This window comes from Pedobacter jaeyakensis (genome assembly GCF_054461315.1).
In genome coordinates, this window is record NZ_CM136921.1 from 1,457,968 (window position 1) to 1,481,948 (window position 23,981).

General features: G+C 41.3%; 19 protein-coding genes. 15 read left to right on the top strand and 4 right to left on the bottom strand.

The features are described 5' to 3' along the window. Positions 1–27 precede the first annotated feature (27 nt). The 3 genes from ACXZ1K_RS06470 to ACXZ1K_RS06480 are packed head-to-tail and all read left to right on the top strand — an operon-like array spanning position 28 to position 4,298. Complete coding sequence (locus ACXZ1K_RS06470) at positions 28–1,302, top strand: DUF255 domain-containing protein (protein ID WP_458972568.1); 1,275 nt, start codon at positions 28–30, stop codon at positions 1,300–1,302. Continuing rightward, entirely contained in the window at positions 1,299–3,896 is a 2,598-nt protein-coding gene (locus ACXZ1K_RS06475; RefSeq protein WP_458972569.1) for an alpha/beta hydrolase family protein, read from the top strand. The genes ACXZ1K_RS06470 and ACXZ1K_RS06475 overlap by 4 nt, the downstream gene beginning before the upstream one ends. A gap of 21 nt (positions 3,897–3,917) precedes the next feature. Next, the gene (locus ACXZ1K_RS06480) at positions 3,918–4,298 is read left to right on the top strand and encodes a hypothetical protein (protein WP_458972570.1); all 381 of its coding nucleotides are present in this window, start codon (positions 3,918–3,920) and stop codon (positions 4,296–4,298) included. A 67-nt stretch (positions 4,299–4,365) separates the two neighbouring features. On the opposite strand, the gene ACXZ1K_RS06485 is transcribed toward ACXZ1K_RS06480, so the two are convergent. Continuing rightward, positions 4,366–5,208 carry a hypothetical protein gene (locus tag ACXZ1K_RS06485; protein WP_458972571.1) on the bottom strand — a complete coding sequence of 281 codons (843 nt, stop codon included), beginning with the start codon at positions 5,206–5,208 and terminating at the stop codon, positions 4,366–4,368. 357 nt (positions 5,209–5,565) lie between these two features. Next, positions 5,566–6,039, bottom strand: coding sequence for a pyrophosphohydrolase domain-containing protein (locus ACXZ1K_RS06490; RefSeq protein WP_458972572.1), 474 nt, complete (start codon positions 6,037–6,039; stop codon positions 5,566–5,568). A 113-nt stretch (positions 6,040–6,152) separates the two neighbouring features. On the opposite strand from ACXZ1K_RS06490, the gene ACXZ1K_RS06495 reads away from it, so the two are divergent. The 10 genes from ACXZ1K_RS06495 (at position 6,153) to ACXZ1K_RS06540 (ending at position 19,281) form a co-directional block, all read left to right on the top strand. Beyond that, positions 6,153–7,928, top strand: a complete 1,776-nt coding sequence (locus ACXZ1K_RS06495) for an AMP-dependent synthetase/ligase (RefSeq protein ID WP_458972573.1) — start codon at positions 6,153–6,155, stop codon at positions 7,926–7,928. Next, the gene (gene ggt / locus ACXZ1K_RS06500; protein WP_458972574.1) at positions 7,903–9,609 is read left to right on the top strand and encodes a gamma-glutamyltransferase; all 1,707 of its coding nucleotides are present in this window, start codon (positions 7,903–7,905) and stop codon (positions 9,607–9,609) included. Before ACXZ1K_RS06495 ends, ggt begins: the two co-directional genes overlap by 26 nt. A 135-nt stretch (positions 9,610–9,744) precedes the next feature. Continuing rightward, the gene (locus tag ACXZ1K_RS06505; RefSeq protein ID WP_458972575.1) at positions 9,745–11,079 is read left to right on the top strand and encodes an OmpA family protein; all 1,335 of its coding nucleotides are present in this window, start codon (positions 9,745–9,747) and stop codon (positions 11,077–11,079) included. Between the two features lie 126 nt (positions 11,080–11,205). Beyond that, positions 11,206–11,664, top strand: a complete 459-nt coding sequence (locus ACXZ1K_RS06510; protein ID WP_458972576.1) for a MarR family winged helix-turn-helix transcriptional regulator — start codon at positions 11,206–11,208, stop codon at positions 11,662–11,664. Next, positions 11,645–14,005: a 3-hydroxyacyl-CoA dehydrogenase NAD-binding domain-containing protein gene (locus ACXZ1K_RS06515; protein WP_458973240.1), complete on the top strand. Its 2,361-nt coding sequence runs from the start codon at positions 11,645–11,647 to the stop codon at positions 14,003–14,005. Before ACXZ1K_RS06510 ends, ACXZ1K_RS06515 begins: the two co-directional genes overlap by 20 nt. 49 nt (positions 14,006–14,054) lie before the next feature. Further along, entirely contained in the window at positions 14,055–14,414 is a 360-nt protein-coding gene (locus ACXZ1K_RS06520) for a four helix bundle protein (RefSeq protein ID WP_458972577.1), read from the top strand. Positions 14,415–14,462: 48 nt separating this feature from the next. Further along, the gene (locus tag ACXZ1K_RS06525; RefSeq protein WP_458972578.1) at positions 14,463–15,641 is read left to right on the top strand and encodes an acetyl-CoA C-acyltransferase; all 1,179 of its coding nucleotides are present in this window, start codon (positions 14,463–14,465) and stop codon (positions 15,639–15,641) included. A 210-nt stretch (positions 15,642–15,851) separates the two neighbouring features. After that, positions 15,852–17,642, top strand: coding sequence for an acyl-CoA dehydrogenase family protein (locus tag ACXZ1K_RS06530; RefSeq protein WP_458972579.1), 1,791 nt, complete (start codon positions 15,852–15,854; stop codon positions 17,640–17,642). A 252-nt stretch (positions 17,643–17,894) separates the two neighbouring features. After that, positions 17,895–18,383, top strand: coding sequence for an FKBP-type peptidyl-prolyl cis-trans isomerase (locus ACXZ1K_RS06535; protein WP_458972580.1), 489 nt, complete (start codon positions 17,895–17,897; stop codon positions 18,381–18,383). A gap of 1 nt (position 18,384) precedes the next feature. Beyond that, on the top strand, positions 18,385–19,281 hold the full coding sequence (locus tag ACXZ1K_RS06540) for an FKBP-type peptidyl-prolyl cis-trans isomerase (protein WP_458972581.1): 897 nt from the start codon (positions 18,385–18,387) through the stop codon (positions 19,279–19,281). Between the two features lies 1 nt (position 19,282). On the opposite strand, the gene ACXZ1K_RS06545 is transcribed toward ACXZ1K_RS06540, so the two are convergent. Continuing rightward, positions 19,283–20,590 carry a cryptochrome/photolyase family protein gene (locus ACXZ1K_RS06545; RefSeq protein ID WP_458972582.1) on the bottom strand — a complete coding sequence of 436 codons (1,308 nt, stop codon included), beginning with the start codon at positions 20,588–20,590 and terminating at the stop codon, positions 19,283–19,285. Continuing rightward, positions 20,590–21,495 (bottom strand): TIGR01777 family oxidoreductase, encoded by a 906-nt coding sequence (locus ACXZ1K_RS06550; RefSeq protein WP_458972583.1) that lies wholly within the window; start codon positions 21,493–21,495, stop codon positions 20,590–20,592. The genes ACXZ1K_RS06545 and ACXZ1K_RS06550 overlap by 1 nt, the downstream gene beginning before the upstream one ends. A 156-nt stretch (positions 21,496–21,651) precedes the next feature. On the opposite strand from ACXZ1K_RS06550, the gene ACXZ1K_RS06555 reads away from it, so the two are divergent. Beyond that, positions 21,652–22,932, top strand: coding sequence for a DASH family cryptochrome (locus tag ACXZ1K_RS06555; protein ID WP_458972584.1), 1,281 nt, complete (start codon positions 21,652–21,654; stop codon positions 22,930–22,932). Positions 22,933–23,069: 137 nt separating this feature from the next. Continuing rightward, positions 23,070–23,948: a MerR family transcriptional regulator gene (locus ACXZ1K_RS06560; RefSeq protein ID WP_458972585.1), complete on the top strand. Its 879-nt coding sequence runs from the start codon at positions 23,070–23,072 to the stop codon at positions 23,946–23,948. The last annotated feature ends 33 nt before the right edge of the window (positions 23,949–23,981 follow it).

Genomic DNA, 23,981 nt, shown 5'->3' on the forward strand with positions numbered 1-23,981 from the left:
CTTGGAGCTCGATATTTTTTAACATATATGAAAAAATTCATCCTACTGATACTGCTTTTTCAAAGAGCATTGGTTATTAGTGCGCAAGAAAAACAGGGTTTTAATTTTGAAAAAATGCCGGGTTGGGCGGAGTTGTTAAATATGGCTAAAGTTCGCAATAAGAGTATTTTTTTAAATATTGTCCCACGATCATGTCAGGAATGCGACCTAATGGATTCCAATGTTTTTACAGATCCTGAAATTGTTGGACTTATAAAAACCCATTTTATTCCTGTCCGAACCGTTTCAGACAATGTTGTTCCTCAATATCATTTTTTCAATCTCGTTGGGACTGCAATTTACAAATCAAAAGGTATAAAAGATGTTTCGACTATGAAGAATCTTCTTACACTAACGACAGATTCAGGTTGGCAAGCAATTAGAAATGCGTTGTTTGCATTTCAAAATGGAATGCGGGAATATAGGTACATGCCTGCACTTGCAAAGACAGCGAGAACATTTCTAGGCGAAGTTGAATTAGCAAAGCAAGTTTCGCAAAATTATAAATTGTTTTACCTAAATAGACTGGATCCCAGTAAACAGTTTACTAGACCGAATCTTGATTTTTTGGAAGAAAACGGACCAGCTACTTTGATAACACTTGACGACAATTTCTTTGCAGCAGCATATAATGATCCAATTAGAATTGATACTGTGCTGTCCGAAGGTACAGCGGACCGATGGTTAAAGGCAGTTCTACATTTACGTATTCTAGACTCATTTCTTTATAATAATGGTGCCGCAAAAACAAATAGACCTGATTGGTCCAATTTGAGAGGTATTTTAAAAATAAAATACCCAAAAATTCACGCTACAGAAAATTTTCTAAGGAGAGAGCAGATGTACTTCTATCGCAAGATTAATGATTGGAATAAATATAGTCGTTTGAAGTCAATTATTTTAAAGCACGATCCACCAAAAAATGAAGGGATGGATATTTATTTAAATGTAAATAATGCAGCTTGGGACGTTTTTCTTAACTCTAATAATAGAACCGCAATAAAAAGGGCTGTAAAATGGAGCACATTTGCAATACGGACAGAAAAAAATTTACTCTCAAGGCTACAGTATTATGATACTAAAGCAAACCTTTTATATAAGCTTGGAAAAATTAAAGAAGCTATTTCTTTGGAAAGTGAAGCCATTAGAATTTCAAAAGCGCTGCCTGATCGTGATTTTAATGGCCAACCCTATTTCATCGATCAATTTATCCTAACACTTAAAAAAATGAAAACCGAAGAACCAACATGGGATGTAAAATGAAAACAGCTATGAGAGTTGATAGCATATCGTACTCGTTATTATTCTGTCTGCAATTAGCTTGTCAAATATGTTTCTCTCAAGCTAAAATTAACAGACCAGTTCTAAGTAAGCAAGCTATTGATTCTTGGCAAAGTGTGCAGGACCCCGCAATTAGCAGTGACGGAAAATTTGCTGGTTACGTATCTGTTGAAAACTATATGCATAACCCCAGAGTACATTTGAAGTCTTTGTCAACGAACTGGGAATTAACAATAAATGGCGCAGCTGACTTTAAGCTAGCGGCAAAAAGCCAAAATGCAGTGTGCATTGATAGCAACAATAATTTGTACATTTTAAAACTTGGTCATCAAGTCGACAAAGTTATTTCAAATGTTAAATCTTATCATATAATAAATTTTAGGAACAAAGAGTTCCTTATAGTCCATGATTATTTGAATTCACTTTCATTTATAAACCTAGTAAATGGAGATATCAAGTCCTATGAAAATATAATTTCTTACCATTTGGGACAATCGTCCGATTTAATGGCCGTGATTTCAAAAAAAAATAATACTAAGAGTGTCGCCACTATAAATCCGGACAACTTTAGGTTTTCAGAACTAGGTATTTACAAGAATGTAGAAGATGTCGTTTTAGATGATGACGGCGAACAGGTCGCCTTTATTGCCGAATCTGGAGGCACTTCATCTGACGGCAAAATACTTTCTATTCATTCCGTCAATGGCTATGAACTTGTTCATACTTCCACCAAGCAATTTCAGTCACTAAGCCATGGAAAAACATTGGTCGGTATTGAAAAATTTAGCCGTGATGGCAAAATGCTTTTTATTAAAGTTTTGAATAACAATCCAAGAATTAAAAATATACCAGTACAAATTTGGAGTTATCAAGATATTCGTTTGCGATCTCAGATCACGCCGACTGAAGGAATATCTAGCGCAGCCTATATTTTAAATTCAAACTCAATCAGAGAATTGAGCCATGGTACGGAAGAAATAGAATTCCTTTTCAAAATGGATAGCATGGTTTGTATAAGCAATCGTTTGGGTGACTATTCAGAGAGAAACTGGAATAAGTATTCCGTTTCCCGTCATTATATTTATAATATAATCAATGGACAAAAAACTAATCTCGGCTTTGAAGCCATCTCCGCCTCTCCTGATGGTAAATATATCATTGGAAAAGATAGCGTTTTCACAAATCTTCTTGGATATAAGATAGCAAATAATAAAACGACTAATCTAACTGAAAGGCTTAAATTTACCCACCACCAGTATAACATTGCTTATAATGACCGTGAGCTATTTTTGTTTGCGGGTTGGATTGGTGAGCACACAGCATTCTTTTACGATAACTTTGACATCTGGAAATTAGACTTGGAGTTTCCTGAGAAATTAATCAACGTTACAGGGGGGAAGGGTCGCATTAATAATATTACTTTTAGATTTGTCAATAAGCCAAAAAATTTAAAGTTCAGCTATGAGAGCTGGAAACTATTAACTGGTTTCGATAATTGCAATAAGCAAAATGGGTTTTTTAGCATTACTTCTGACTATGGAAAGGCTCCAAAAAAGTTGTCAATGTGGGATTGCTTTTATAATTCGGCACAAAATAATCTCATTTTTGGGATGTATCCAATAAAGGCGCAAAATAAAAATGCCTGGATTGTGCGTAAGGAAAGAACAGATGAATCGCCAAATTATTATTTCACTACAGATTTCAAAACCTTTAAAGGCATAAGTAAGGTATTCCCTGAACGATGCTACAATTGGCTTACCGCTGAACTTTTGCAATTCCAGTCAGTTGATCAGAAGAAATTTAAGGCAATTTTGTATAAGCCAACAAACTTCGATAGCACAAAAAAATATCCTGTTATTATTCAATTTTATCAAAAACAGACTGATAAATTGCATCACTTTATTAGGCCCGAACTATCTTTCGACGCGATAAACATACCTTGGTTTGTGTCTCATGGCTATCTCGTTTGTACACCAGATATTGAGTATGAAAAAGGATCTCCGGGTCCAAGTGCTTTGAAAGTAGTAGAAGGGTTGGCTAGGTCCTTCTCGAAAATGCCGTTTGTTTTGGCTGACAAGTTAGGATTGGACGGACATAGCTTTGGCGGTTACGAAACAAATTTCATTATTACTCAATCAAAATTATTCGCTGCAGCACACTCGTCGTCTGGGTTTTCCGATCTGGTAAGCTCCGTAAATTCAATTACCCTTAGAAACGGAAATAACTATTTTAGAGAATGGGCAGAGATTGTACAAGGCAGACTTGAGAAAACTTTATGGAATGGACAAGACCTCTACATAAAGAACTCTCCTATATTTTTTGCAGACAACGTTTGTACACCTTTACTAATGATGAATAATCAGAAAGATGGAATAGTCAACTTCTCACAGGGTGTAGAGTTTTTTACTGCATTAAGAAGATTAAACAAAAAAGTCTGGATGTTGCAATACGATAACGGTCACCATTCTTTGACTGACAAAGCTGACATCCTCGATTATTCTGAAAGGTTACAAGGTTTCTTCGACCACTTTCTCAAAGGCGAACCAATGCCCGACTGGATGAGACAGCATAATTAACAGTAATAAAAACGAAAGCATATGCCAGAACATACCACTGACTTCCAATATTTCGAGGAACTATTGAAAAGACTAGACAATAATGCTCCATACGATTCTGAAAGAGAACATGAGTTAGTCGAATTTCATACAGAATCAGAAAAAAATATGTTGTTGATGCGTGCTGCACTGGATCCCTTTGCATTACTGCTGGAAATAAATAGGAAGAAGTTTAGGATTTGCACATTGCTGTTAAAGGCACTGGAACTTTTTAAAAGAGTTGATCAACTTAATTTGGTAAATCAGCCTACTGGGACTCACCGTTGGGCATTGATGGTGAAGAAAGTGGTCATAAAGTTGGAACATTTATATCAGTTTACCGTGGAGGTAGGCGATGATCCATTTCTTGAGAAGATGCAATAAATATTAATCGAAATGTAATAGTAGATTGGCCGGAGGTTGTTGGGAGACGCCTTCGGTTTTTTTATGCTTAGGACATTTTGTTCAAGATATCTCTGTAAAGTATAGACATTCTTTTACTCACCATAATTTCATAATCTTTCGGGATCTTCAGTATGATGAGGAACTGCCGGTCCACTTTTTTAACGGTCAGGATATTTTCCCAGGCGACGCGGTAAAAGCGGTTTGGTGTCATCCACTCATTTGTGAGGTCAATTTCTGTGAGGGATTTGAATAGCGTGATGATTTTTCTCCCGTTATTGAAAGTGCCCCATACCTGCTTGTCTTCCTTCGAATACAGCCATATCCTTTCTGTTTCCGTAACTTCCTTCTCTACCGTTTTCTGTGCCAGGGTCTTTAACTCTCTTTCCTTCGTCCTTCTTGCCTTCTCCTGTTTTTTCTCAAATACCTTGTACTTGTTGTAATAATAGAAGTTCAACAAACCCAGCATAAAAAGCGTAATGGGCAGGTACAGTGTTGGCCAGCCGGTATAAAAGATGTTATAGCCAAAGTACCCGAAATAAATGGTCATTGCTATGAAATCAAATAGTACCGGAATACCCACGCCGTACAGGATCTGTTTCTGTTGGCGCTTTTTTGTCGCTCTATCCCAGGGCACTTTATGATCCAGGTACACGGTTAACAGGTATGCCCACTGCATAATGGCAAAGGCAATTCCGAAGGTAATTAACCAGGTCCGGTGGAAGGTCCAGTCCAGATAGGAGTCCAGCCCATGCCGCTGGCGCAAAATGTGTACCATCATTTGGGCGACTAAAAATGCCACCATTACCCGGAGCCAGATGCTTTCGTAGGCTACTACGGGGTTTTTCACGAACTTGATTGTTCGGCTGATTTGTTGTTTGGTTTTCTCCATTTTTTAAAAGTTATAAGTTAATTGTTATGTCTTTAAAAATTAGACATTTTCTGGCAATTGGCGGTAATGGTTCGTCTAAAAATTTAGATTTTTATTAAGGTTTTTTGAATGGCAATCCTGTAATGTAACGTTCCACTTAAATATGCCTCGCTTAACAAAGTATAGGGCTTCAATTCCCCAAGATTTGGAGAAATTCCACAAGAAGGAACAACAGGAAGAAAAACCCAGATAGGAAAAACTAGGGTAGAAACAGCAGAAGCGGAAATAGGGATATAACTCTAATTGTCAAGTTTAAGAGTAGTTGTTAACTAGTCAAATCTTATACAATCACTCATTTTTCTATTGTTATTAAGTAGGTTATAATTCTTGAAGTATACGCTTCAAATCAGCTGGTGAATAGTTGATGGATTTCAATGTTTTATTGTCGTTTTTACGATAAACTAAAAACAGTGATTCTTCTTCCTGATGGTAAGCATCGCACTGGTGATTTTTGCGGTAGTGCTGGATCGTTTCTTCGGCCTCTTCTTGTGTTTTACAGGCTTTGCTCATGTTGGATCTGTGCACCTCATCAAAGAGTTCTTTAAATTTTTCACCCAGTCCAAATTCGAGTACCGCCCCGGATAAAACATACTGCAAATCGCAAAGGGCATCTGCAATTTCTACAATATTACGGTCGTCAATGGCCTGTTTCAGTTCCTGCAATTCTTCTGCAAGTAAGGATACCCTCAAGTTACATCGGTCTGTAGATGGGAGTCCGGGTTTGTCTTTTATGGGATGTTTAAACGTGGTATGAAATTCCGCTACCTGGTTAAGTGGATGAGGTTCCTGCATAATTTTGTGCTTATTCTGCAAGATATGAATATTGCATTTCTTAAAGAATTTCCAAAAGAATAATTATTAGCTTTAACATCAATAACCAAATTCATAAATATAAGCTGCAAGGTATGGCCGTAACGATAACGAGGGTTTTTGATCTGCTCCAGTATAACCTGGAGAATTTCCCAAAGGAGAATTTTATAAACGGCAAAATTAACGGCGAATGGAAGAGTTACGGAACTGCAGATTTTTGTAATACTGTAGATAACTTAAGCAGGGGCCTGGCGGATATTGGAGTGGGTAAAGAATCCAGGGTTGCCGTGATGTCTCATAACCGTCCGGAATGGAACATCAGCGATTTCGCCATTATGCAATTGGGCGCATACCAGATCCCGCTATATCCAACGCTTGCGGCTCATGATATCAAATTTATACTGGAAAATGCTGAGGTGACCGTGGTCTTCGTAGCGGATGCAGACTTGTATGCTAAACTTAAACCGGTGTGCGACGGACTGGCTACCGGAATAAAGATCTATACTTTTGATGAGGTTGACCAGGCGGAAAACTGGAAACAATTGGCCGACCATGGCGCAACACTGCAACACATCAACCTGGATACCTATCGCGATCAGGTAAAGCCGGACGACATCCTGACACTGATCTACACTTCGGGTACAACGGGCACCCCCAAAGGGGTCATGTTAACGCATGATAACCTGGTAAAGAATTTCCAGAATTCTGCTGTGTTACTTCCTGAAGGGATCAATAAAGGACTGAGCTTTTTGCCGCTCTCCCATATTTTTGAACGTATGGTGGTTTACCTGTACCTGTACTGCGGTACTGCCGTGTACTATGCGGAAAGCATGGAAACCATTGTGGCCGATATTCAGTTTGTAAAACCCAATGCTTTTTCTACCGTTCCGCGCTTGCTCGAAAAGGTTTATGAAAAGATCATGGAGAAAGGTAAAGCACTTACCGGAATCAAAAAAGGCTTGTTCTTTTGGGCCGTAGGTTTAGGGGAACAATTTGAGTTTGAAAATGGCTGGTTCTATAAATTAAAGCTCGGCATTGCCAGGAAGCTGATTTTTAAGAAATGGCAGGAAGCCCTGGGAGGCAACATACTCGTGATCATTTCTGGTGGCGCAGCGCTAAACCCAAGGTTGGCCAGGATATTCTGGTCGGCCGATATGCCCGTCTTTGAGGGTTACGGTTTAACAGAAACCTCTCCGGTAATTACCGTAAACCATTTCGGCAATACCAAGTTTGGTACTGTGGGACCGGTGATTAAAGGCATGGAAGTAAAAATTGCTGAAGATGGTGAGGTGCTGGCCAGGGGCCATGCCATTATGAAAGGTTATTACAGGCGTGACGACCTAACAGCGGAGACCATTGACCAGGATGGCTGGTTCCATACTGGTGATATCGGTCAGCTGCTGGACGGCAGATTTTTAAAGATCACCGACAGGAAGAAAGAAATATTTAAAACAGCTGGCGGTAAGTACGTGGCGCCGCAAATGGTAGAGAACAAATTTAAGGAGACCATATTGGTGGAGCAGGTGATGGTACTGGGCGAAAACAGGAAGTTCCCGGCGGCATTGATTGTGCCTAATTTTGTGGCGTTAAAAGCCTGGGCCGAGAAAAAGGAAATTCCATACACTACCGATCAGCAGATGGTAGCTAATCAGCAGGTTATCGATAAGTTTCAACAAATTGTAGAATATACCTGCAAGGATTTTGGTAAATGGGAACAGGTAAAGCGCTTTGCCCTGTTGCCGAAACAATGGAGCATTGACGGCGGGGAACTTACCCCAAAATTAAGTTTGAAAAGGAAGGTAGTTCTCGAGAAAAATAAAGATATTATCGAAAAAATCTACGCCGATGCCGAAAACTACAAAACACCTTAATGTACTGCTGTGTCTATTGATTTTTAGCGGGGTTTTACCTGCTTGTGTAAACGGACAACTGGACAAAGAAAACAGTACCGAATACAGGAACGGTATGGTGGTTACGGCCAGTCCATATGCATCGGCAGTCGGACTCGAAATTTTAAAAAAGGGTGGTAATGCAGTAGATGCTGCGGTGGCGGTGCAATTTGCGCTGGCCGTAGTATATCCCAACGCGGGCAATATTGGCGGAGGTGGTTTTATGGTCTACCGCGCTGCGGATGGTGAAAGCAATACTTTAGATTTTAGGGAAAAGGCACCTGAACGCGCATCGAGGGATATGTATCTGGACGGTGCCGGTAATCCTATAGTGGACAAGAGTTTGTATGGCAGTTTGGCTTCCGGGGTTCCGGGTTCTGTAGCAGGGATGGCCGAGGCGCATCAAAAATATGGCAAATTGAAATGGGAGGAGCTATTGCTGCCTGCTATTAAACTGGCAGAGCAGGGTATCAAAATTTCTGCAAGGCAGGCCAGGGAAATGAACGCGCTGAAGAGTGAGCTGAGCCGGCTAAATCCCGACGGTACCGCATTTCACAAAGATGCCGACTGGGTTAAAGGTGATCTGCTGGTGCAAGCTGACCTGGCTAAGACGTTAACATTAATTAAGGATAAGGGTGCTGCTGGTTTCTATGAAGGTGAAGTTGCAGCTCATCTGATTGCTGAAATGAACAGGGGTGGCGGAATCATCTCTCAAAAGGATTTAAGCGCCTACAAAGCAATATGGCGTAAGCCGGTAACCGGAACTTATAGAGGCTTTAAGGTAATTACCATGCCGCCGCCATCGAGTGGGGGTATTGCGCTTGTGCAGCTTTTGAATGCCGTTGAGCCTTTTCCTTTGAAACGCTGGGGCTTCAATTCGGATTCTACGGTACAATTGATGGTGGAGGCAGAACGCAGGGTGTATGCCGACAGGGCCCAGTATTTGGGTGATCCGGATTTCTTTAAGGTACCAGGAGTACAGCTAATGGCCAAATCTTACACTGCAAAGCGCATGAGCGATCTGAACTGGAACCATGCATCGGCAAGTGCCACGGTGAAAGCGGGCGTAGTTGCTAAAGAGCACGAAGAAACCACCCATTTTTCTATTGTAGATAAGGCTGGTAACGCGGTTTCCATCACCACCACATTAAACGGATCTTATGGATCATTGGTCGTAGTAAAGGGTGCCGGGTTTTTACTGAACAACGAGATGGATGATTTCTCCGTTAAACCGGGATCACCCAATAAGTATGGTCTGGTGGGCGGCGAAGCGAATGCCATCGCGCCAGCTAAACGAATGCTAAGTTCCATGACGCCCACAATAGTGGAGAAAAATGGCGAACTGTATATGGTGGTGGGCACGCCCGGTGGATCGACCATCATCACTTCCGTTTTTCAAACGATATTGAACGTTATTGATTTTGACATGAAAATGCAAGCCGCAGTGGCTGCCCGGAAATTTCACCACCAGTGGCTGCCTGATGAGGTGGCCGTAGAGGAGGGGGCACTGGACAGTGCAGTTACCTCAAAACTGACCGCCAAAGGTTATCTGCTGATCAATAGGGGAGAAATAGGCAGGGTAGATGCCATCTTAAAAACCAAATGGGGATACTATCAGGGTGGGGCGGATCCTCGCGGGGATGATCAGTTTTTGGGTTGGTAGTTGCCGACCGTTTGTATAGAATTAAGCACAGTGAAAACTACTAAATAGATGTTTAAACGTGGTTTATCTAAATGGCCTGAGTATTGAATTATAGGGAGTAAAATAAAACCACCTATAAATTAAAATACTTTGATTATGAAACAAAATCTATTGAAATGTCTGCCTCTTGCTGCTGCAATGCTGATAGCCGGAACCACTCAGGCTCAGGAAACAACAATGAGTTCTGGTCCGATGCCTTTAACAACTTGGTCGATAGGCGTAAATGCTGGTGCACTTACACCAATTTCACCACTGGGAGGTAAGAATGATTTTTCTAACTGGAAAACAAACCTGGGCTACGGCTTATATATTAAGAAACAATTCACTCCATATTTCTCTTTGCGCTTAGACGGTGTTAGAGGAAAACTAAGTGGTGACAACAGCGAACCATTTGACGGAGGTACAACACCAACGGGTGCTGTAAATGCTTTTAAAACCGACCTTTCTTATTCTGGTAGTTTAAATGCTGTGGTGAATCTGTTTAACATCGATATGTTTAACAAAGAGAACAGTTTGCAACTATATGCTTCGGCAGGTGCTGGTTTAGCTGGCTATAAGGTAGAAACTTCAGCTTCTGCGTCTGGCGGTACTTTTACTGATTATGCTGGAGGCAATACCATTAGTGAATTAATTATTCCGGTTGGTTTAGGTGCTAAATTTAAGGTTGCAGAAAAAATTAATTTCGATTTGGGATGGACTGTGAACTTTGTTGACGGTGATAACCTGGACGGAGTTTACAAATTAAATAGCGACAGATACTCTTATGCTTATGCAGGACTTGAATTTGCATTGGGTACAGGAAAACAAAAAGCATGGCACAATCCGGTAGCGTTAACTTACGACGAAGCCTTAGCTGCTAAGCGTACTGCTGATGGTTTGAAAAGCGATCTTGATGCACAACGTGCTGAAAATGCAAAATTGCGTTCAGATTTGAACGACTTGTTAAAAGATACTGATGGCGACGGTGTTGCTGATAAATTGGACAAGTGCCCTGGTACACCAGCCGGTACTGTTGTAGACGGTGCAGGTTGCCCGCTTAAAGCTCCAGCTCCTGTGGTTACTGAAAAAGTGATCATTACAGAGGCCGACAGAAAAGTTGTTGCTGATGCGATTAAAAACCTGGAATTTGATTTGGGTAAGGCGACCATCAGGTCTAAATCTTACAGCACATTGAACAGGGTTGCTGCTTTGTTAATGGAGAAAAACTTTAGCTTGAAATTAGCAGGACATACAGATAACACTGGTTCTGACGCCTTGAACATGAGGTTGTCTAAAGACAGGGCAGAATCGGTTAGGTCTTACCTGGTTTCACAAGGTGCCAATGCATCCAGAATTGAAGCTACTGGTTACGGTGAGGAACAACCAATTGCCACCAACAAAACTGCTGCTGGAAGACAGAAAAACAGAAGGGTAGAATTTACTTTATTCTAGTCTGAATTTATAAAATTACTGAGCTGTCCTGATCTTTCAGGGCAGCTTTTTTTTGGGAAAAATTTAAGATAATTTGTTTGCATAATAATTAATTTATAGATAGCTTTGTTATGCAAGCATAGTAAAATGAAACAACAGGAAACGATAGATTATTTTTTAAAAGTGGTTTGGCAGAACATGGCCAACAGTTATAATCAGATTGCTTCCGGCTTCGGAATTACCCAGGCAATTGGCTATGTATTGATCAATATTGAGAAGGAAGGAACGGCGGTTTCTAAGCTGGCGGGCCTGTTGGGTGTTAAGGCAACCAGTCTCTCCAGGATGCTCAACAATATGGAGGAGCTTGGTCTGATCTACCGGGAAGCTTCTGTCGGCGATAAGCGCTCTGTGAAGGTTTTCCTGACAGATTTTGGGGTAGAAAAGCGCCATCTGGCCAAAGATGTGGTGATCTCTTTTAATGAGTATTTGAATGAGAACTTAACGAACCACGAAAAAAGCAGCCTGATCAGCACTTTACAGAAATTGAATAAATTGACACTGGCATATACAAATACGATTGTAAATGATGAACAAAAAGATAAATAAGGTTGCAGTATTGGGTTCCGGAATTATGGGATCGAGGATTGCCTGTCACTTTGCCAATATCGGGGTAGAAGTTTTACTGTTGGATATCCCTGCAAAGGAGGGTGCTAGGAATGGTATTGTAGACGCCGCCCTGCAAAGTGCCGTCAAAACCAATCCTTCTCCAGTTTATTCAAAAAAAGTATTGAGCAGAATTACCACAGGTAATTTTGAAGATGACCTATCAAAAATTGCTGCGGTGGACTGGATCATCGAGGTGGTGGTGGAGAACATTGACATCAAGCGGAAAGTTTTTGAGCAGGTAGAACAGCACAGGAAGGCTGGAACCCTGGTTTCCTCAAATACATCGGGCATACCCATCCATATGATGGCTGAAGGTCGCAGTGCTGATTTTCAAGCGAATTTTTGTGGTACGCACTTCTTCAATCCGCCGAGATACCTGAAGTTATTAGAAATTATACCAACACCATATACCCGACCTGAACTGGTTGAATTCTTAATGCATTATGGCGACCAGTTTTTGGGTAAAACTACTGTTCTGTGTAAGGATACCCCAGCTTTTATTGCCAACAGGGTAGGCGTATATTCCATTATGTCCCTGCTTCACCTGGTAGAAAAAATGGAGCTTACGGTTGAAGAAGTAGATAAATATACTGGTCCGGCTTTAGGCCGACCTAAATCTGCTACTTTCAGGACAACCGACGTGGTGGGACTGGATACCATGATTAAGGTGGCGAAGGGGCTTTATGAAAATTGTCCGGACGACAAAGCCCATGATTTATTTAAGCTGCCCGCTTATGTGGAAAAGATGGCCGCCAATAACTGGCTTGGCGATAAAACTAAACAAGGATTTTATAAAAAGACAAAAACAGCGGACGGGAAAACTGAAATCCTGGCGCTGGATTTAAAAACACTGGAGTACAGGCCACAGGAGAAAGTGAAGTCGGCCACCCTGGAAATGACAAAGTCCATCGACAATGTAAAAGACAGGATGAAGGTTTTTGCTGCCGGAAAGGACAAAGCTGCAGAACTATTCAGGGCTTCTTTTTTTGGCTTGTTTGAATACGTGTCTGACCGCATACCGGAAATTTCAGATGAACTTTACCGGATTGACGATGCCATGCGCGCAGGATTTGGCTGGGACCTGGGTCCGTTTGAAGTTTGGGATGCGGTAGGTGTGCAGGAAGCAATAACGGGAATGAAAGCTTATGGACATGCACCTGCTGCATGGGTAAGCGAAATGCTTGCTGATGGTCATACAAGCTTTTACAAAGTGGAGGCCGGAGTTAAAAAATATTACGACATCCCTACTAAAACCTATAAGGCGATACCTGGTACGGAAGGGCTCATTGTGCTGGACAATTTGAGGACCAGCAATGTGATCTGGAAGAACTCCGGGGCGTCAATTATTGACCTGGGAGACGGCATTATCAATGTGGAGTTTCACTCCAAGATGAATACCATTGGTGGCGATACGCTACAGGCCATAAACAAGGCCATTGATCTTGCTGAAAAGGAATACCGTGGCGTGGTGATTGGTAACGATGGTGCCAACTTTTCTGCCGGTGCGAATGTAGGGATGATCTTTATGATGGCCATTGAGCAGGAATGGGATGAACTGAACATGGCGGTACGCTTGTTCCAGAATACCTCTATGCGCATCCGGTATTCTTCTATCCCGGTAGTAGTAGCCCCGCACAGCTTGACGCTTGGGGGAGGTTGTGAGTTTAGTTTGCATGCCGACCATGTGCAATTGCATGCGGAAACTTATATGGGTTTGGTGGAATTTGGTGTAGGGGTGATACCGGGAGGTGGTGGAACCAAAGAATTTGCACTTAGGGCTTCTGATGAATACAAGGAAGACCAGATTATACAAAATGTGCTGAAAGACAGGTTCCTGACTATAGGTATGGCCAAGGTGTCTACATCAGCTGTGGAAGCATTTGAATTGGGATACCTCCAAAAAGACAAGTATTCGATTACCATGAACCGGAGCAGGCTGATTGCTGATGCCAAGGCTAAAGCGCTGGAACTTGCAGATGCAGGGTATACCAAACCTGTACCGCGTAAAGACATCCGCGTGCTTGGAAAGCAGGGTTTAGGTATTGTATATGCCGGAGCGAACACCATGTATTCAGGCCACTACATTTCTGAACACGATAAAAAAATCTCGGAAAAGCTGGGTTGGGTAATGTGCGGAGGAGATCTTTCAGCCCCGACCGAAGTAACGGAACAGTATTTACTGGACCTGGAAAGAGAAGCATTTTTATCGCTATGCGGAGAGCGCAAAACGCTGGAACGTATTCAAAGTATTGTAACGAAGGGTAAGCCACTTAGGAATTAGGTTATTAATTAGTATTTAGTAGTTAGATGTTAGTATTTAGATATAGGAGATGCATAAATATAAAGAGTTGAAAGTTTGGCAGAAATCAATAGAGCTTGTTACGGAAATTTATAATGTGACAGCGGATTTTCCTGACAAGGAAAAATTTGGATTGATTAGTCAAATCAATAGGGCTTCTGTTTCCATTCCTTCTAATATTGCAGAAGGCGCAGGACGGAGTTCCACAAAGGAATTTTTGCATTTTTTATCAATTGCACATGCGTCTTCCTACGAAACAGAAACACAATTAATCATATCAAAAAATTTAAATTATTTATCAATGAACCAGCTGGATGTACTGACGGATCGAATAAATGAATGGCAGAAAATGAGCTACGCTTTTCAATCAAAACTTCGCTCCTCTATCTAACCACTAATTTCTAAATACTAACATCTAACTACTACTAAATACCATAAAATGGAAGCTTATATAATTGCAGGATATAGAACCGCTGTAGGAAAGGCGCCACGTGGCGTGTTTCGTTTTACGAGAGCTGATGATTTAGCTGCTGAGGTGATCAGGCAACTGGTGGCATCTGTGCCCAACTTGAATAAAGAAGAGATTGATGATGTGATTGTGGGCAATGCTACGCCGGAAGCTGAACAAGGATTGAATGTGGGTAGGATGATCTCGCTGATGGGACTGGATACCGATAAGGTACCGGGTGTAACTATAAACCGTTATTGTGCATCTGGCCTGGAGACTATTGCCACTGCTGTTGCTAAAATTAGGAGTGGTATGGCTGATTGTATCATAGCCGGAGGAGTAGAGGTGATGTCGGGCATGCCTTTTGGCGGCTGGAAGCTGGTACCGAATGCCGAGGTTGCCAAAAACAATCCGGATTGGTATTGGGGTATGGGTCTAACTGCCGAGGCTGTTGCTAAAGAGTACAAGGTGAATCGGGAAGACCAGGATGAGTTTGCCTATCAATCTCATCAAAAAGCAGTGGAGGCCATTAAAAACGGTCACCTGAAAGCTGGTGTTTTACCCATCACCATCAATGAAACCTATTTGGATGAAAATCTGAAGAAGAAAACAAGGAGTTATATCGTAGACACGGATGAGGGGCCGAGGGCAGATACATCTATAGAAAAGCTGGCGAAGCTGAAGCCTGTCTTTGCTGCGGACGGTTGTGTTACGGCGGGTAATTCTTCTCAAACATCTGATGGTGCTGCTTTTGTATTGGTGGTTTCGGAGAGAAAGCTGAAAGAACTGGGCGTAGAGCCCATAGCCAGATTGGTGAGTTATGGCGTTGCAGGTGTACCTCCCCGCATTATGGGAATAGGTCCGATTTACGCCATACCTAAAGCTTTGGCCCAGGCGGGTATGACGCTTGACCAAATTGACCTTATTGAATTAAATGAGGCTTTTGCGTCACAATCTCTCGCCATAATCAGGGAATTGAACCTGGATACCGCAAAACTAAATGTAAACGGCGGAGCAATAGCGCTTGGTCACCCCTTGGGTTGTACCGGTGCTAAACTATCCGTGCAATTGTTTAATGAGTTAAAAAGAAGAGATCAGAAATACGGGATGGTAACAATGTGCGTGGGAAGCGGGCAGGGTGCTGCAGGAATATTTGAAATGCTGAGTTGAGATTAGATTTTAGTATTTAAGATTAGATTTTAGTATTTAGTAGTTAGTATTTAGACAGAGCGCATATTGATGGTCTCTAATTACTAATATCTAAATATTAACTACTACAACGCTATCTAAATACTAATATCTAACTACTAAATACCAACGACTGCAACGCTGTCTAAATACTAACATCTAACTACTAATTACTAAATACCTACTACTTCAATGGAAGCTACAGACAAAAAAACGATTAAAGGAGGTGAGTTTTTAATAACTGAAACCAACTATCAGGATGTATTTATTCCTGAAGAATTTGATGAAGAGCAAAATATGATTGCCCAGACTTGCAGGGATTTTCTTGCTGCAGAGGTTTTTCCGCAACTGGATAGGATTGATACGCAGGAAGAAGGGTTAATGCCATCGTTGATGGATAAGGCAGGAGAATTAGGCATACTTGGCGTATCTATACCAGAACAATATGGAGGTTTCGGCAAGAATTTCAATACCTCTATGCTGGTGGCTGACGTGATTGGTGCTGGTCACTCTTTCGCGGTAGCATTGTCTGCACATACCGGAATTGGTACGCTACCGATCCTCTATTATGGTAGTCAGGAGCAAAAAGATAAATACATCCCTAAACTGGGGACAGGGGAGTGGAAAGCTGCCTATTGTTTGACGGAGCCGAACTCCGGCTCTGATGCAAATTCAGGAAAGACAAAAGCGAAACTGACGGAAGATGGTAAACATTATGTGATCAATGGTCAGAAAATGTGGATCACCAATGGTGGTTTTGCTGATATTTTCATCGTTTTTGCCAAGATAGATGACGATGCCAACCTGACCGCATTTATTGTGGAAAGGGAGTTTGGAGGCATCAGCATGAATCCGGAAGAGCATAAGATGGGCATTAAGGGTTCATCTACCAGGCAAGTATTTTTTAACGATTGCCATGTGCCTGTAGAGAACATGCTTTCTGAACGCCAGAATGGTTTTAAGATTGCTGTGAATATCCTAAATATCGGTCGGATTAAACTCGCGGCAGCAGCTATTGGGGCCTCTAAATCTGTAATCAATACCGCAGTAAATTATGCGAATGAACGCATTCAGTTTGAAAGACCAATTTCTAAATATGGCGCCATCCGTTACAAGATTGCTGAAATGGCAGCGAAAGTGTACGCAGTGGAATCGGCGAACTACAGGGCCGGGCAAAATATTGACGATGCATTTGATGCGCTGGTGGCAGGAGGAATGGATGAAGGAAAAGCAAAGCTAAAATCTACGGAGCAATTTGCGGTGGAATGTGCGATACTTAAAGTTTGGGGTTCTGAGGTGCTGGATTACGTGGTGGATGAGGGTGTTCAAATTTATGGCGGTATGGGATTTTCTGCAGAGGCGCCTATGGACCGTGCTTATCGCGATGCGCGGATCAACAGGATTTTTGAAGGTACCAATGAAATTAACCGGCTGCTGACTGTAGACATGATGCTGAAAAGAGCCATGAAGGGGGAATTGGATTTGATGACGCCTGCGACTGCTGTTGCGTCAGAATTGATGTCGATCCCTGACTTTAGTGAGGAGGATGATACCCTATTTGCTGCGGAGAAGAAAATCATCGCGAATTTGAAAAAAGCCACGCTGATGGTTGCAGGTGCCGCTGTTCAGAAATTGATGATGAGTCTCTCAAAAGAGCAGGAGATATTGATGAATATCGCGGATATGGCCAGTTATGTTTATGTAGCTGAATCAGCCATGCTGCGGACCGAAAAATTGGTTAGCTTAAAAGGTGAGGAAGCGTGTGAAGGACAACTGAATATGATGAGGGTGTATTTTGTTGAAGCCGTAGACGGCGTAAATAAAGCTGGCAAAGAAGCGCTTTGGGCATTTGCGGACGGCGACGAACTGAGGATGATGATGGTTGGCTTGCGGAGGTTTACCAAAATGGAGGCCTTTAACGTGAAGAATGCCCGCCAGAAAGTTGCCCAACAAGTAATTGCAGCTAATAAGTATTGCTATTAGTAGTTAGTATTTAGATATTAGTATTTAGAGAGCGTTGCGATATTTAGATATTAGTAGTTAGAGAGCGTTGCAGTATCTAGTATTTAGATTTTAGTAATTAGAGAGCATGAGTTTTATAGCGTGTGTGTTACTTGATCCGCTAACATGCATCCTGTCTAAATACTAATTACTAACATCTAAATACTAACTTCTAATTTGTTAAAATTGGTTAAAAATTGTTGTATCCCTAATAAAAGACTATTTTTGTGCGATATGTTGAAAAATGGGCTTTTATGGGTAGTGCTGCTATTTGCAGGTATTGTTGCCTCTTGCGAAAAGCCCGAAGTTTACAATGAGGAAGAGCAATATAAAAAAGATGAGGCCCTAATAAAAAAATGGTCTGATTCTACCAAAATTGATCTTGTTAAACACGAATCCGGCTTGTATTATAAAATTCTTAGTCCGGGGACAGGTACAGTGCCTATTGAAAAAACCGATATATTAACGGTAACGTATACCTGCAGATTGCTCAACGACACTTTGGTAAACCAAACAACTGACACCCTTGGATATAAATTTGAGTTGGATAAAAGCATACCTGGTTGGAGGAATGGCTTGCCGCTGATAAAAGAGGGTGGGCGGATCAGGTTACTGGTTCCTTCCGGTCAGGCATACAAAAACTATATTGTGGTATCGAACATACCTAAAAACTCGGTACTCAATTTTGAGATTAATTTAAAAAAAGTAGATAAAGAAAAATAATATGTTAAAGAAATTATCATCATACGCCTTTTTATTAATGGGGCTGATCGTTCTTCTCAACTCTTGTAAGAAAGATTACGAAAGCGTTCAAAGTATTGATGACCAAAAAATTGAAGATTACATCGCAAAAAATAATATTTCCGCCATTAAGGATCCTAAGGGCACTGGTTATTATTATCAGGTAACTAGTCAGGGTACAGGTGAACTTTATAAAAACACGGATTCTGTACGTTACAGCGTGGTTGTAAAGTCACTTTTAAACGGTACGGTTTATTATACCACACCAGAAACTTCCAATCTTGGTACGTTTGTAGGCTATTCAACTCAGTTATTAGGCATCAACGTTAAAGGCATGCTGAATGTATTGAACCAGATGAAAGCGGGCGGATCTGGAAGGATTATCTTGCCGTCCTATTTGGCATTTGGGAAGAATGGTTATGAGACCCTGAAGGTTCCTTCTAATGAGATTCTGGACATTACCATTCAAACTTATACAGAAAGCCAGGCCGCATTAGATGATAAACACATCAATGTATTCCTGACCGCCAATAAGTTAACCGCTACTAAAGCTCCATCAGGAGTATACTATATTGTTTCCACTGTTGGTGCAGGTTCACAGATTACAAAAGCTTCTACCATCACATTCAATTACACAGGTAGGGCTTTAAATGGACTTGTATTCGATTCGGGCACAGGTGCTGTAAGTACGCTCACTAGTTTGGTACAAGGCTTTATGGTGTTTACCAATTTTAAACAGGGTACTGCAATGCGATTGATCATACCTTCCGTACTGGGATATGGTGCTGCCGGTAATCGTAATGCGACTACTGGTGCTACAATAGTTGCTGGTAATGAATGTTTAGATTTTGATGTGGAGGTAACTGCAACGGAAGATTGATTTATTGATCCTTCAAGGCATCTTTAAAAACTTTTAGAATTCTTTCTCTGGCAAAAGCATGGTCGACAATAGGTTGGACATGCTTTTGTTGTTTTATTTCGGGTACCCATTTGTTGATATAGGCGTTCTTTGGGTCAAATTTCTTTGCCTGAAGTTCAGGATTGAATACCCTGAAATAGGGTGCTGCATCGTTACCACAGCCGCAGGCCCACTGCCAGCCGCCAACATTGCTTGCCATTTCATAGTCCAAAAGTTTTTCAGCAAAATAGGCCTCGCCCCAACGCCAGTCGACCAATAAGTGCTTAGTCAGGAAGCTGGCCACCACCATTCTTACCCTGTTGTGCATAAAGCCAGTTTCGTTGAGCTGACGCATCCCTGCATCCACCAGCGGATAACCAGTTAAGCCTTTGCACCATGCCTCAAATTCTTTTTCATTATTTCTCCAATGGATGTTGTTATAGGCTGGTTTGAAGCAAGAGTTGCTGGTATGCGGAAAATGCCACAGGATCATCATGTAAAAATCTCGCCAGGCCAGTTCAGAGAGCCATTTATGTGCTTTGTGTTTAATGGCCTGTGAAACTGCTTCACGAATACTAACGGTTCCAAAACGAAGGTGCAGACCGATTCGGGTAGTCGCCTCATCTGCCGGATAGTCGCGCCGCTCCTCGTAACTATCCAGTTTTGCTGCAAAGTTGAGTTTAGGGAATTCACTGGTTGATTGGGTGAAACCCATGCTGTTGAGACCTGGGATTTTGAGTGCCGGAGAACTTAACAAATTTTTCAGGTACTTTTTTACCGGGTATTCCTTGTAGTAGAATGGCTTCAATTTCTTTTCCCATTGTCGGTAATAAGGAGTGAAAACGGTATAAGGCTTTCCATCAGCCTTTATTACTTCATCTTTTTCAAAAACCACCTGGTCTTTAAATGATTTAAAGCCAATCCCTTCTGAGGCGAGAAACTCTGCGAGAGACTCGTCTCTTTGTCGCGCATACGGCTCATAGTCATGATTGACAAAGACAGATTTCACCTGGTATTTCTGCATCACCTCCCTCCAGATTTCTTCTGGTGTGCCGTAGCCGACAAATATGGAAGATTTGTGTTTTGATAGCTGTTCTTGCAGGCTACAGATGGTTTGGTAGATGAAGGTAACACGCGCATCATCTTTGGCATTCAGTTTATCCAGGATATTCTTATCGAATATGAAAAGCAATAGCACTGGATGGTCGCTCTTAAGTGCATGATAAAGGGCTGCATTGTCCTCCAATCTGAGGTCTCTTCTCAGCCAGCAAATACTAACTTCCTTGTTCATTATTTGTAAATTTCTTTTAAGGCTTCTTCCAGGTTAACATATTTGAACTTGAAGTTATGGTCGAGTAATTTCTGAGCAGAGGTATTGGTACTCACCGTAGCGATAATGCTCATTTTTCCAAGAATCATTTCCAATACCTTTTCAGGTACATTGATTGGCCAGACCGGCCGGTGTAATTGTTTGGCTATGGCCTTAGTTAGTGTTTCGTTGGTAACGGGAAAGGGTGCGCATCCGTTGAAAATCCCTGAATAGGTATTCTTTTGAACTGCATCCACATAAATGTTTACAATATCATCAACATGAATCCATGGGATCCATTGCTTACCGCTGCCTAAAGCCGCACCCGCAAAAAAGCGAATGGGCTTGTCTAAAGAAGCTAGTCCGCCATCTCCCTTACCCAGGACAAATCCTGTTCTGATCTTGACAATTCTCATATCGAAAACCTGTCCTTTATCTACCGCCTGTTCCCATAAAACACAGCATTCTGCAAGGAAACCTTCACCGGGATCGGAATCCTCCGTTAGCAATTCATCTTGACGATCGCCGTAGTAGCCAGTCGCCGAAGAAGCTATAAAATGCTTAACGCTGGCTTTCGTTTTTTCTATGGTATGATAAAGCAATTCGGTGCTGATCACCCTGCTGTCGATAATTTGTTGCTTACGTTCTTTTGTCCATTTTTGATCAGCTATGCCTTCTCCAGCAAGGTGGATGATGGTGTCAACACCGTTCATGCACGATTCGTCGATCTCTCGCTTATAAATGTCCCACAAGAAAGTCTTCACGTTTTTAATCTGGACGGGTTTTCTTGATAAGATAGATACAGTGTGGCCCAATTTTAAAAGTTGTGCCATTAATCTTTTTCCGATCATCCCCGTAGTTCCCGTTATCAGTATGTGCTGTTTCATGAATTAATAACTGGATTCTGAAGTTTTGGTTTGCTTTAATGATGTGCTAAAATAGATAATAATTGTTTTGTTATGTAAATATTGCTTTTACTTTACTTTTTAACCTGAAAAATCGTATATTTTTGTATTCCTAACAAATACGCGACGAGTAAATTAATGAGGATTAAAAAGATTTTGGTTTGGTTCAGAAATGACCTGCGCCTGCATGATAATGAAATGCTGGTGGAAGCAATTGCCAAATCTGACGCTATTTTGCCCGTTTATTTTTTTGACCCAAGGTATTTTAGCAAGACCAAGTTTTTAACTTCTAAGACTGGCGCTAACAGGGCTCAGTTCCTGTTGGAAAGTGTTGGTGCGCTCCAGGACGAATTTAAAAAGCTTGGGGGTAATTTATTGGTGGTTTCGGGCAGGCCTGAGGACCATATCTTAAAAATTGTAGAGCAGTTCGATATTGCAGAAGTTTACCACCACAGGGAGGTGGGCGTTGAAGAGACAGGAATTTCTGCTCTGGTAGAAGATATCCTGTGGACGCAAAAAATAAATTTAAAGCACTTTATTGGGCACACACTTTATAATAAAGAAGATTTACCATTTCCAATTAAGGATATTCCTGATGTTTTTGCGCAATTCAAAAAGAAAACAGAGCGCGATGCGATTGTTAAGGAATGTTTTGAAGCCCCTGTTGAAATTACTTTTGTTGAAAACAGCGATTGGGGCAAAATGCCGGCCTTATCGGATTTGGGATTTGAATCAGAATTTAGTCCCGTAATAAATAATTTCGGTTGCGGTGGTGAGGCAGCGGGTGTTGCACATTTGGATGAATTGCTGCATGTAAACTCTGATATTTATCATAAGCCAAATGGTAAAGCTGCCGGCAAAAAGGCGTATAGCTCGAAGCTTTCTGCATGGTTGGCATTGGGTTGCCTATCCCCTAGAAAAGTTTACTGGACCATTAAATCTGCCGAGCAACGATTTGGCAACAATTTAAATTTTAGTCAGATCTTATTAGGACTGCTTTACCGGGATTATTTCCGGTTCATGTTCAAGAAACATGGTGTAAAATTCTTTAAAGAGCCAAACTTATTGTCGATTATCGATGATTCTCCTTCCGGTGAAGAAGAGCTTTTGATCGAAAATTGGAAGACAGGAAGGACCGGACATGCCGCGGTAGATGCCTACATGAGTGAGCTGAATGAGACAGGCTTTATTCCGCATGCCGGGAGACTGCTAGTGGCGACCTACTTAATTCATGTGCTACATTTGCACTGGACCAGAGGTGCTTTTTATTTCGAGGAAAAATTGATTGACTATTCTGCAGCAAGTAATTGGGGCAACTGGGCCAACGTTGCGGGAGAAGGATTGGATCTGAAATCCAAATCCATATTTGACCTGGAGAAGCAGTTAAAGGCTATTGAAGCCGAACTTCCTGAAGTTTAAGCAAAAATTCACATAATAAACTGAATATTAGCTGGTTAATTCTTGCCATTTGGTATATTATATCATTCTGAGGAATAAAATGTTAACAAAAGTTGGATTTTAAACAAACTTGTTTAACATTTGTTGTAAGAATTGGCGTGAAGAATTTTTCAATTAGTGATATCGAAGCCTTGATTGGCATAAAAGCTCATACCATCAGGGCATGGGAAACGAGGTATAACCTGGTGCCGCCAAAAAGAACCGTTACGAACATTAGGTATTACAGCGAAGACGACCTGAAAATGTTGCTGAATATCGTTGCTCTCAACGAGAACGGCTACAAAATCAGTAAAATAGCGAAGATGAGTCACAGCCAGATCACGAACCTGGTGAAACAACTGAAGAGTGATTTGAAAAACGATTCTATACAAATGCTGCACTTATCCAACGCCACTATAGCATATGATGAAGCGCATTTTACCGATATATTAACGGGATGTGTGGCAGAATTGGGTCTGATCAGGACCATGGACGTGGTACTCTATCCTTTTATGAAGAAAGTGGGGATGTTGTGGCAGACAGGCACAATTGATCCTTCACATGAGCATTTTGCATCCAACCTGATCAGGGAGCGGATCATCGTGGAGATTGATAAAATTGAAATGCCCGTTAAAAAGGAGCCGAAAAGATTCGTTTTGTTTCTGCCTGAGGCTGAAATGCATGAGACCGGCCTGTTATTTACGCGTTACCTGCTGAAAAAATGCGGTCATGAAACCCTGTATTTAGGCCAGGAAATTCCTTATAGCGATATTAAAAAAGTAATTGAATCTTATAAACCTGACTACGCTTTTATTACCCTTACCTCCCTCAACCTGGGGAAAGATATCAATAAAGTGATCGGTAAGGTTATGGATAATTTGAACATTCCGCTTATAGTGGCCGGAAGTTTGATATCTGAATTTGATATTCTTGTTAAAGATCAACTTACACCACTTAAGAACGTTTGCGATATGGTGGATTTTCTTGAAGATTTATAAAGAAGTTTACCTGTATATTAAGGTAAAAAATCC

Coding starts and splice junctions, on each gene's coding strand:
- ACXZ1K_RS06470 (WP_458972568.1), top strand. CDS start 28: ATGAAAAAATTCATCCTACTGATACTGCTTTTTCAAAGAGCATTGGTT.
- ACXZ1K_RS06475 (WP_458972569.1), top strand. CDS start 1,299: ATGAAAACAGCTATGAGAGTTGATAGCATATCGTACTCGTTATTATTC.
- ACXZ1K_RS06480 (WP_458972570.1), top strand. CDS start 3,918: ATGCCAGAACATACCACTGACTTCCAATATTTCGAGGAACTATTGAAA.
- ACXZ1K_RS06485 (WP_458972571.1), bottom strand. CDS start 5,208: ATGGAGAAAACCAAACAACAAATCAGCCGAACAATCAAGTTCGTGAAA.
- ACXZ1K_RS06490 (WP_458972572.1), bottom strand. CDS start 6,039: ATGCAGGAACCTCATCCACTTAACCAGGTAGCGGAATTTCATACCACG.
- ACXZ1K_RS06495 (WP_458972573.1), top strand. CDS start 6,153: ATGGCCGTAACGATAACGAGGGTTTTTGATCTGCTCCAGTATAACCTG.
- ggt (WP_458972574.1), top strand. CDS start 7,903: ATGCCGAAAACTACAAAACACCTTAATGTACTGCTGTGTCTATTGATT.
- ACXZ1K_RS06505 (WP_458972575.1), top strand. CDS start 9,745: ATGAAACAAAATCTATTGAAATGTCTGCCTCTTGCTGCTGCAATGCTG.
- ACXZ1K_RS06510 (WP_458972576.1), top strand. CDS start 11,206: ATGAAACAACAGGAAACGATAGATTATTTTTTAAAAGTGGTTTGGCAG.
- ACXZ1K_RS06515 (WP_458973240.1), top strand. CDS start 11,645: ATGAACAAAAAGATAAATAAGGTTGCAGTATTGGGTTCCGGAATTATG.
- ACXZ1K_RS06520 (WP_458972577.1), top strand. CDS start 14,055: ATGCATAAATATAAAGAGTTGAAAGTTTGGCAGAAATCAATAGAGCTT.
- ACXZ1K_RS06525 (WP_458972578.1), top strand. CDS start 14,463: ATGGAAGCTTATATAATTGCAGGATATAGAACCGCTGTAGGAAAGGCG.
- ACXZ1K_RS06530 (WP_458972579.1), top strand. CDS start 15,852: ATGGAAGCTACAGACAAAAAAACGATTAAAGGAGGTGAGTTTTTAATA.
- ACXZ1K_RS06535 (WP_458972580.1), top strand. CDS start 17,895: ATGTTGAAAAATGGGCTTTTATGGGTAGTGCTGCTATTTGCAGGTATT.
- ACXZ1K_RS06540 (WP_458972581.1), top strand. CDS start 18,385: ATGTTAAAGAAATTATCATCATACGCCTTTTTATTAATGGGGCTGATC.
- ACXZ1K_RS06545 (WP_458972582.1), bottom strand. CDS start 20,590: ATGAACAAGGAAGTTAGTATTTGCTGGCTGAGAAGAGACCTCAGATTG.
- ACXZ1K_RS06550 (WP_458972583.1), bottom strand. CDS start 21,495: ATGAAACAGCACATACTGATAACGGGAACTACGGGGATGATCGGAAAA.
- ACXZ1K_RS06555 (WP_458972584.1), top strand. CDS start 21,652: ATGAGGATTAAAAAGATTTTGGTTTGGTTCAGAAATGACCTGCGCCTG.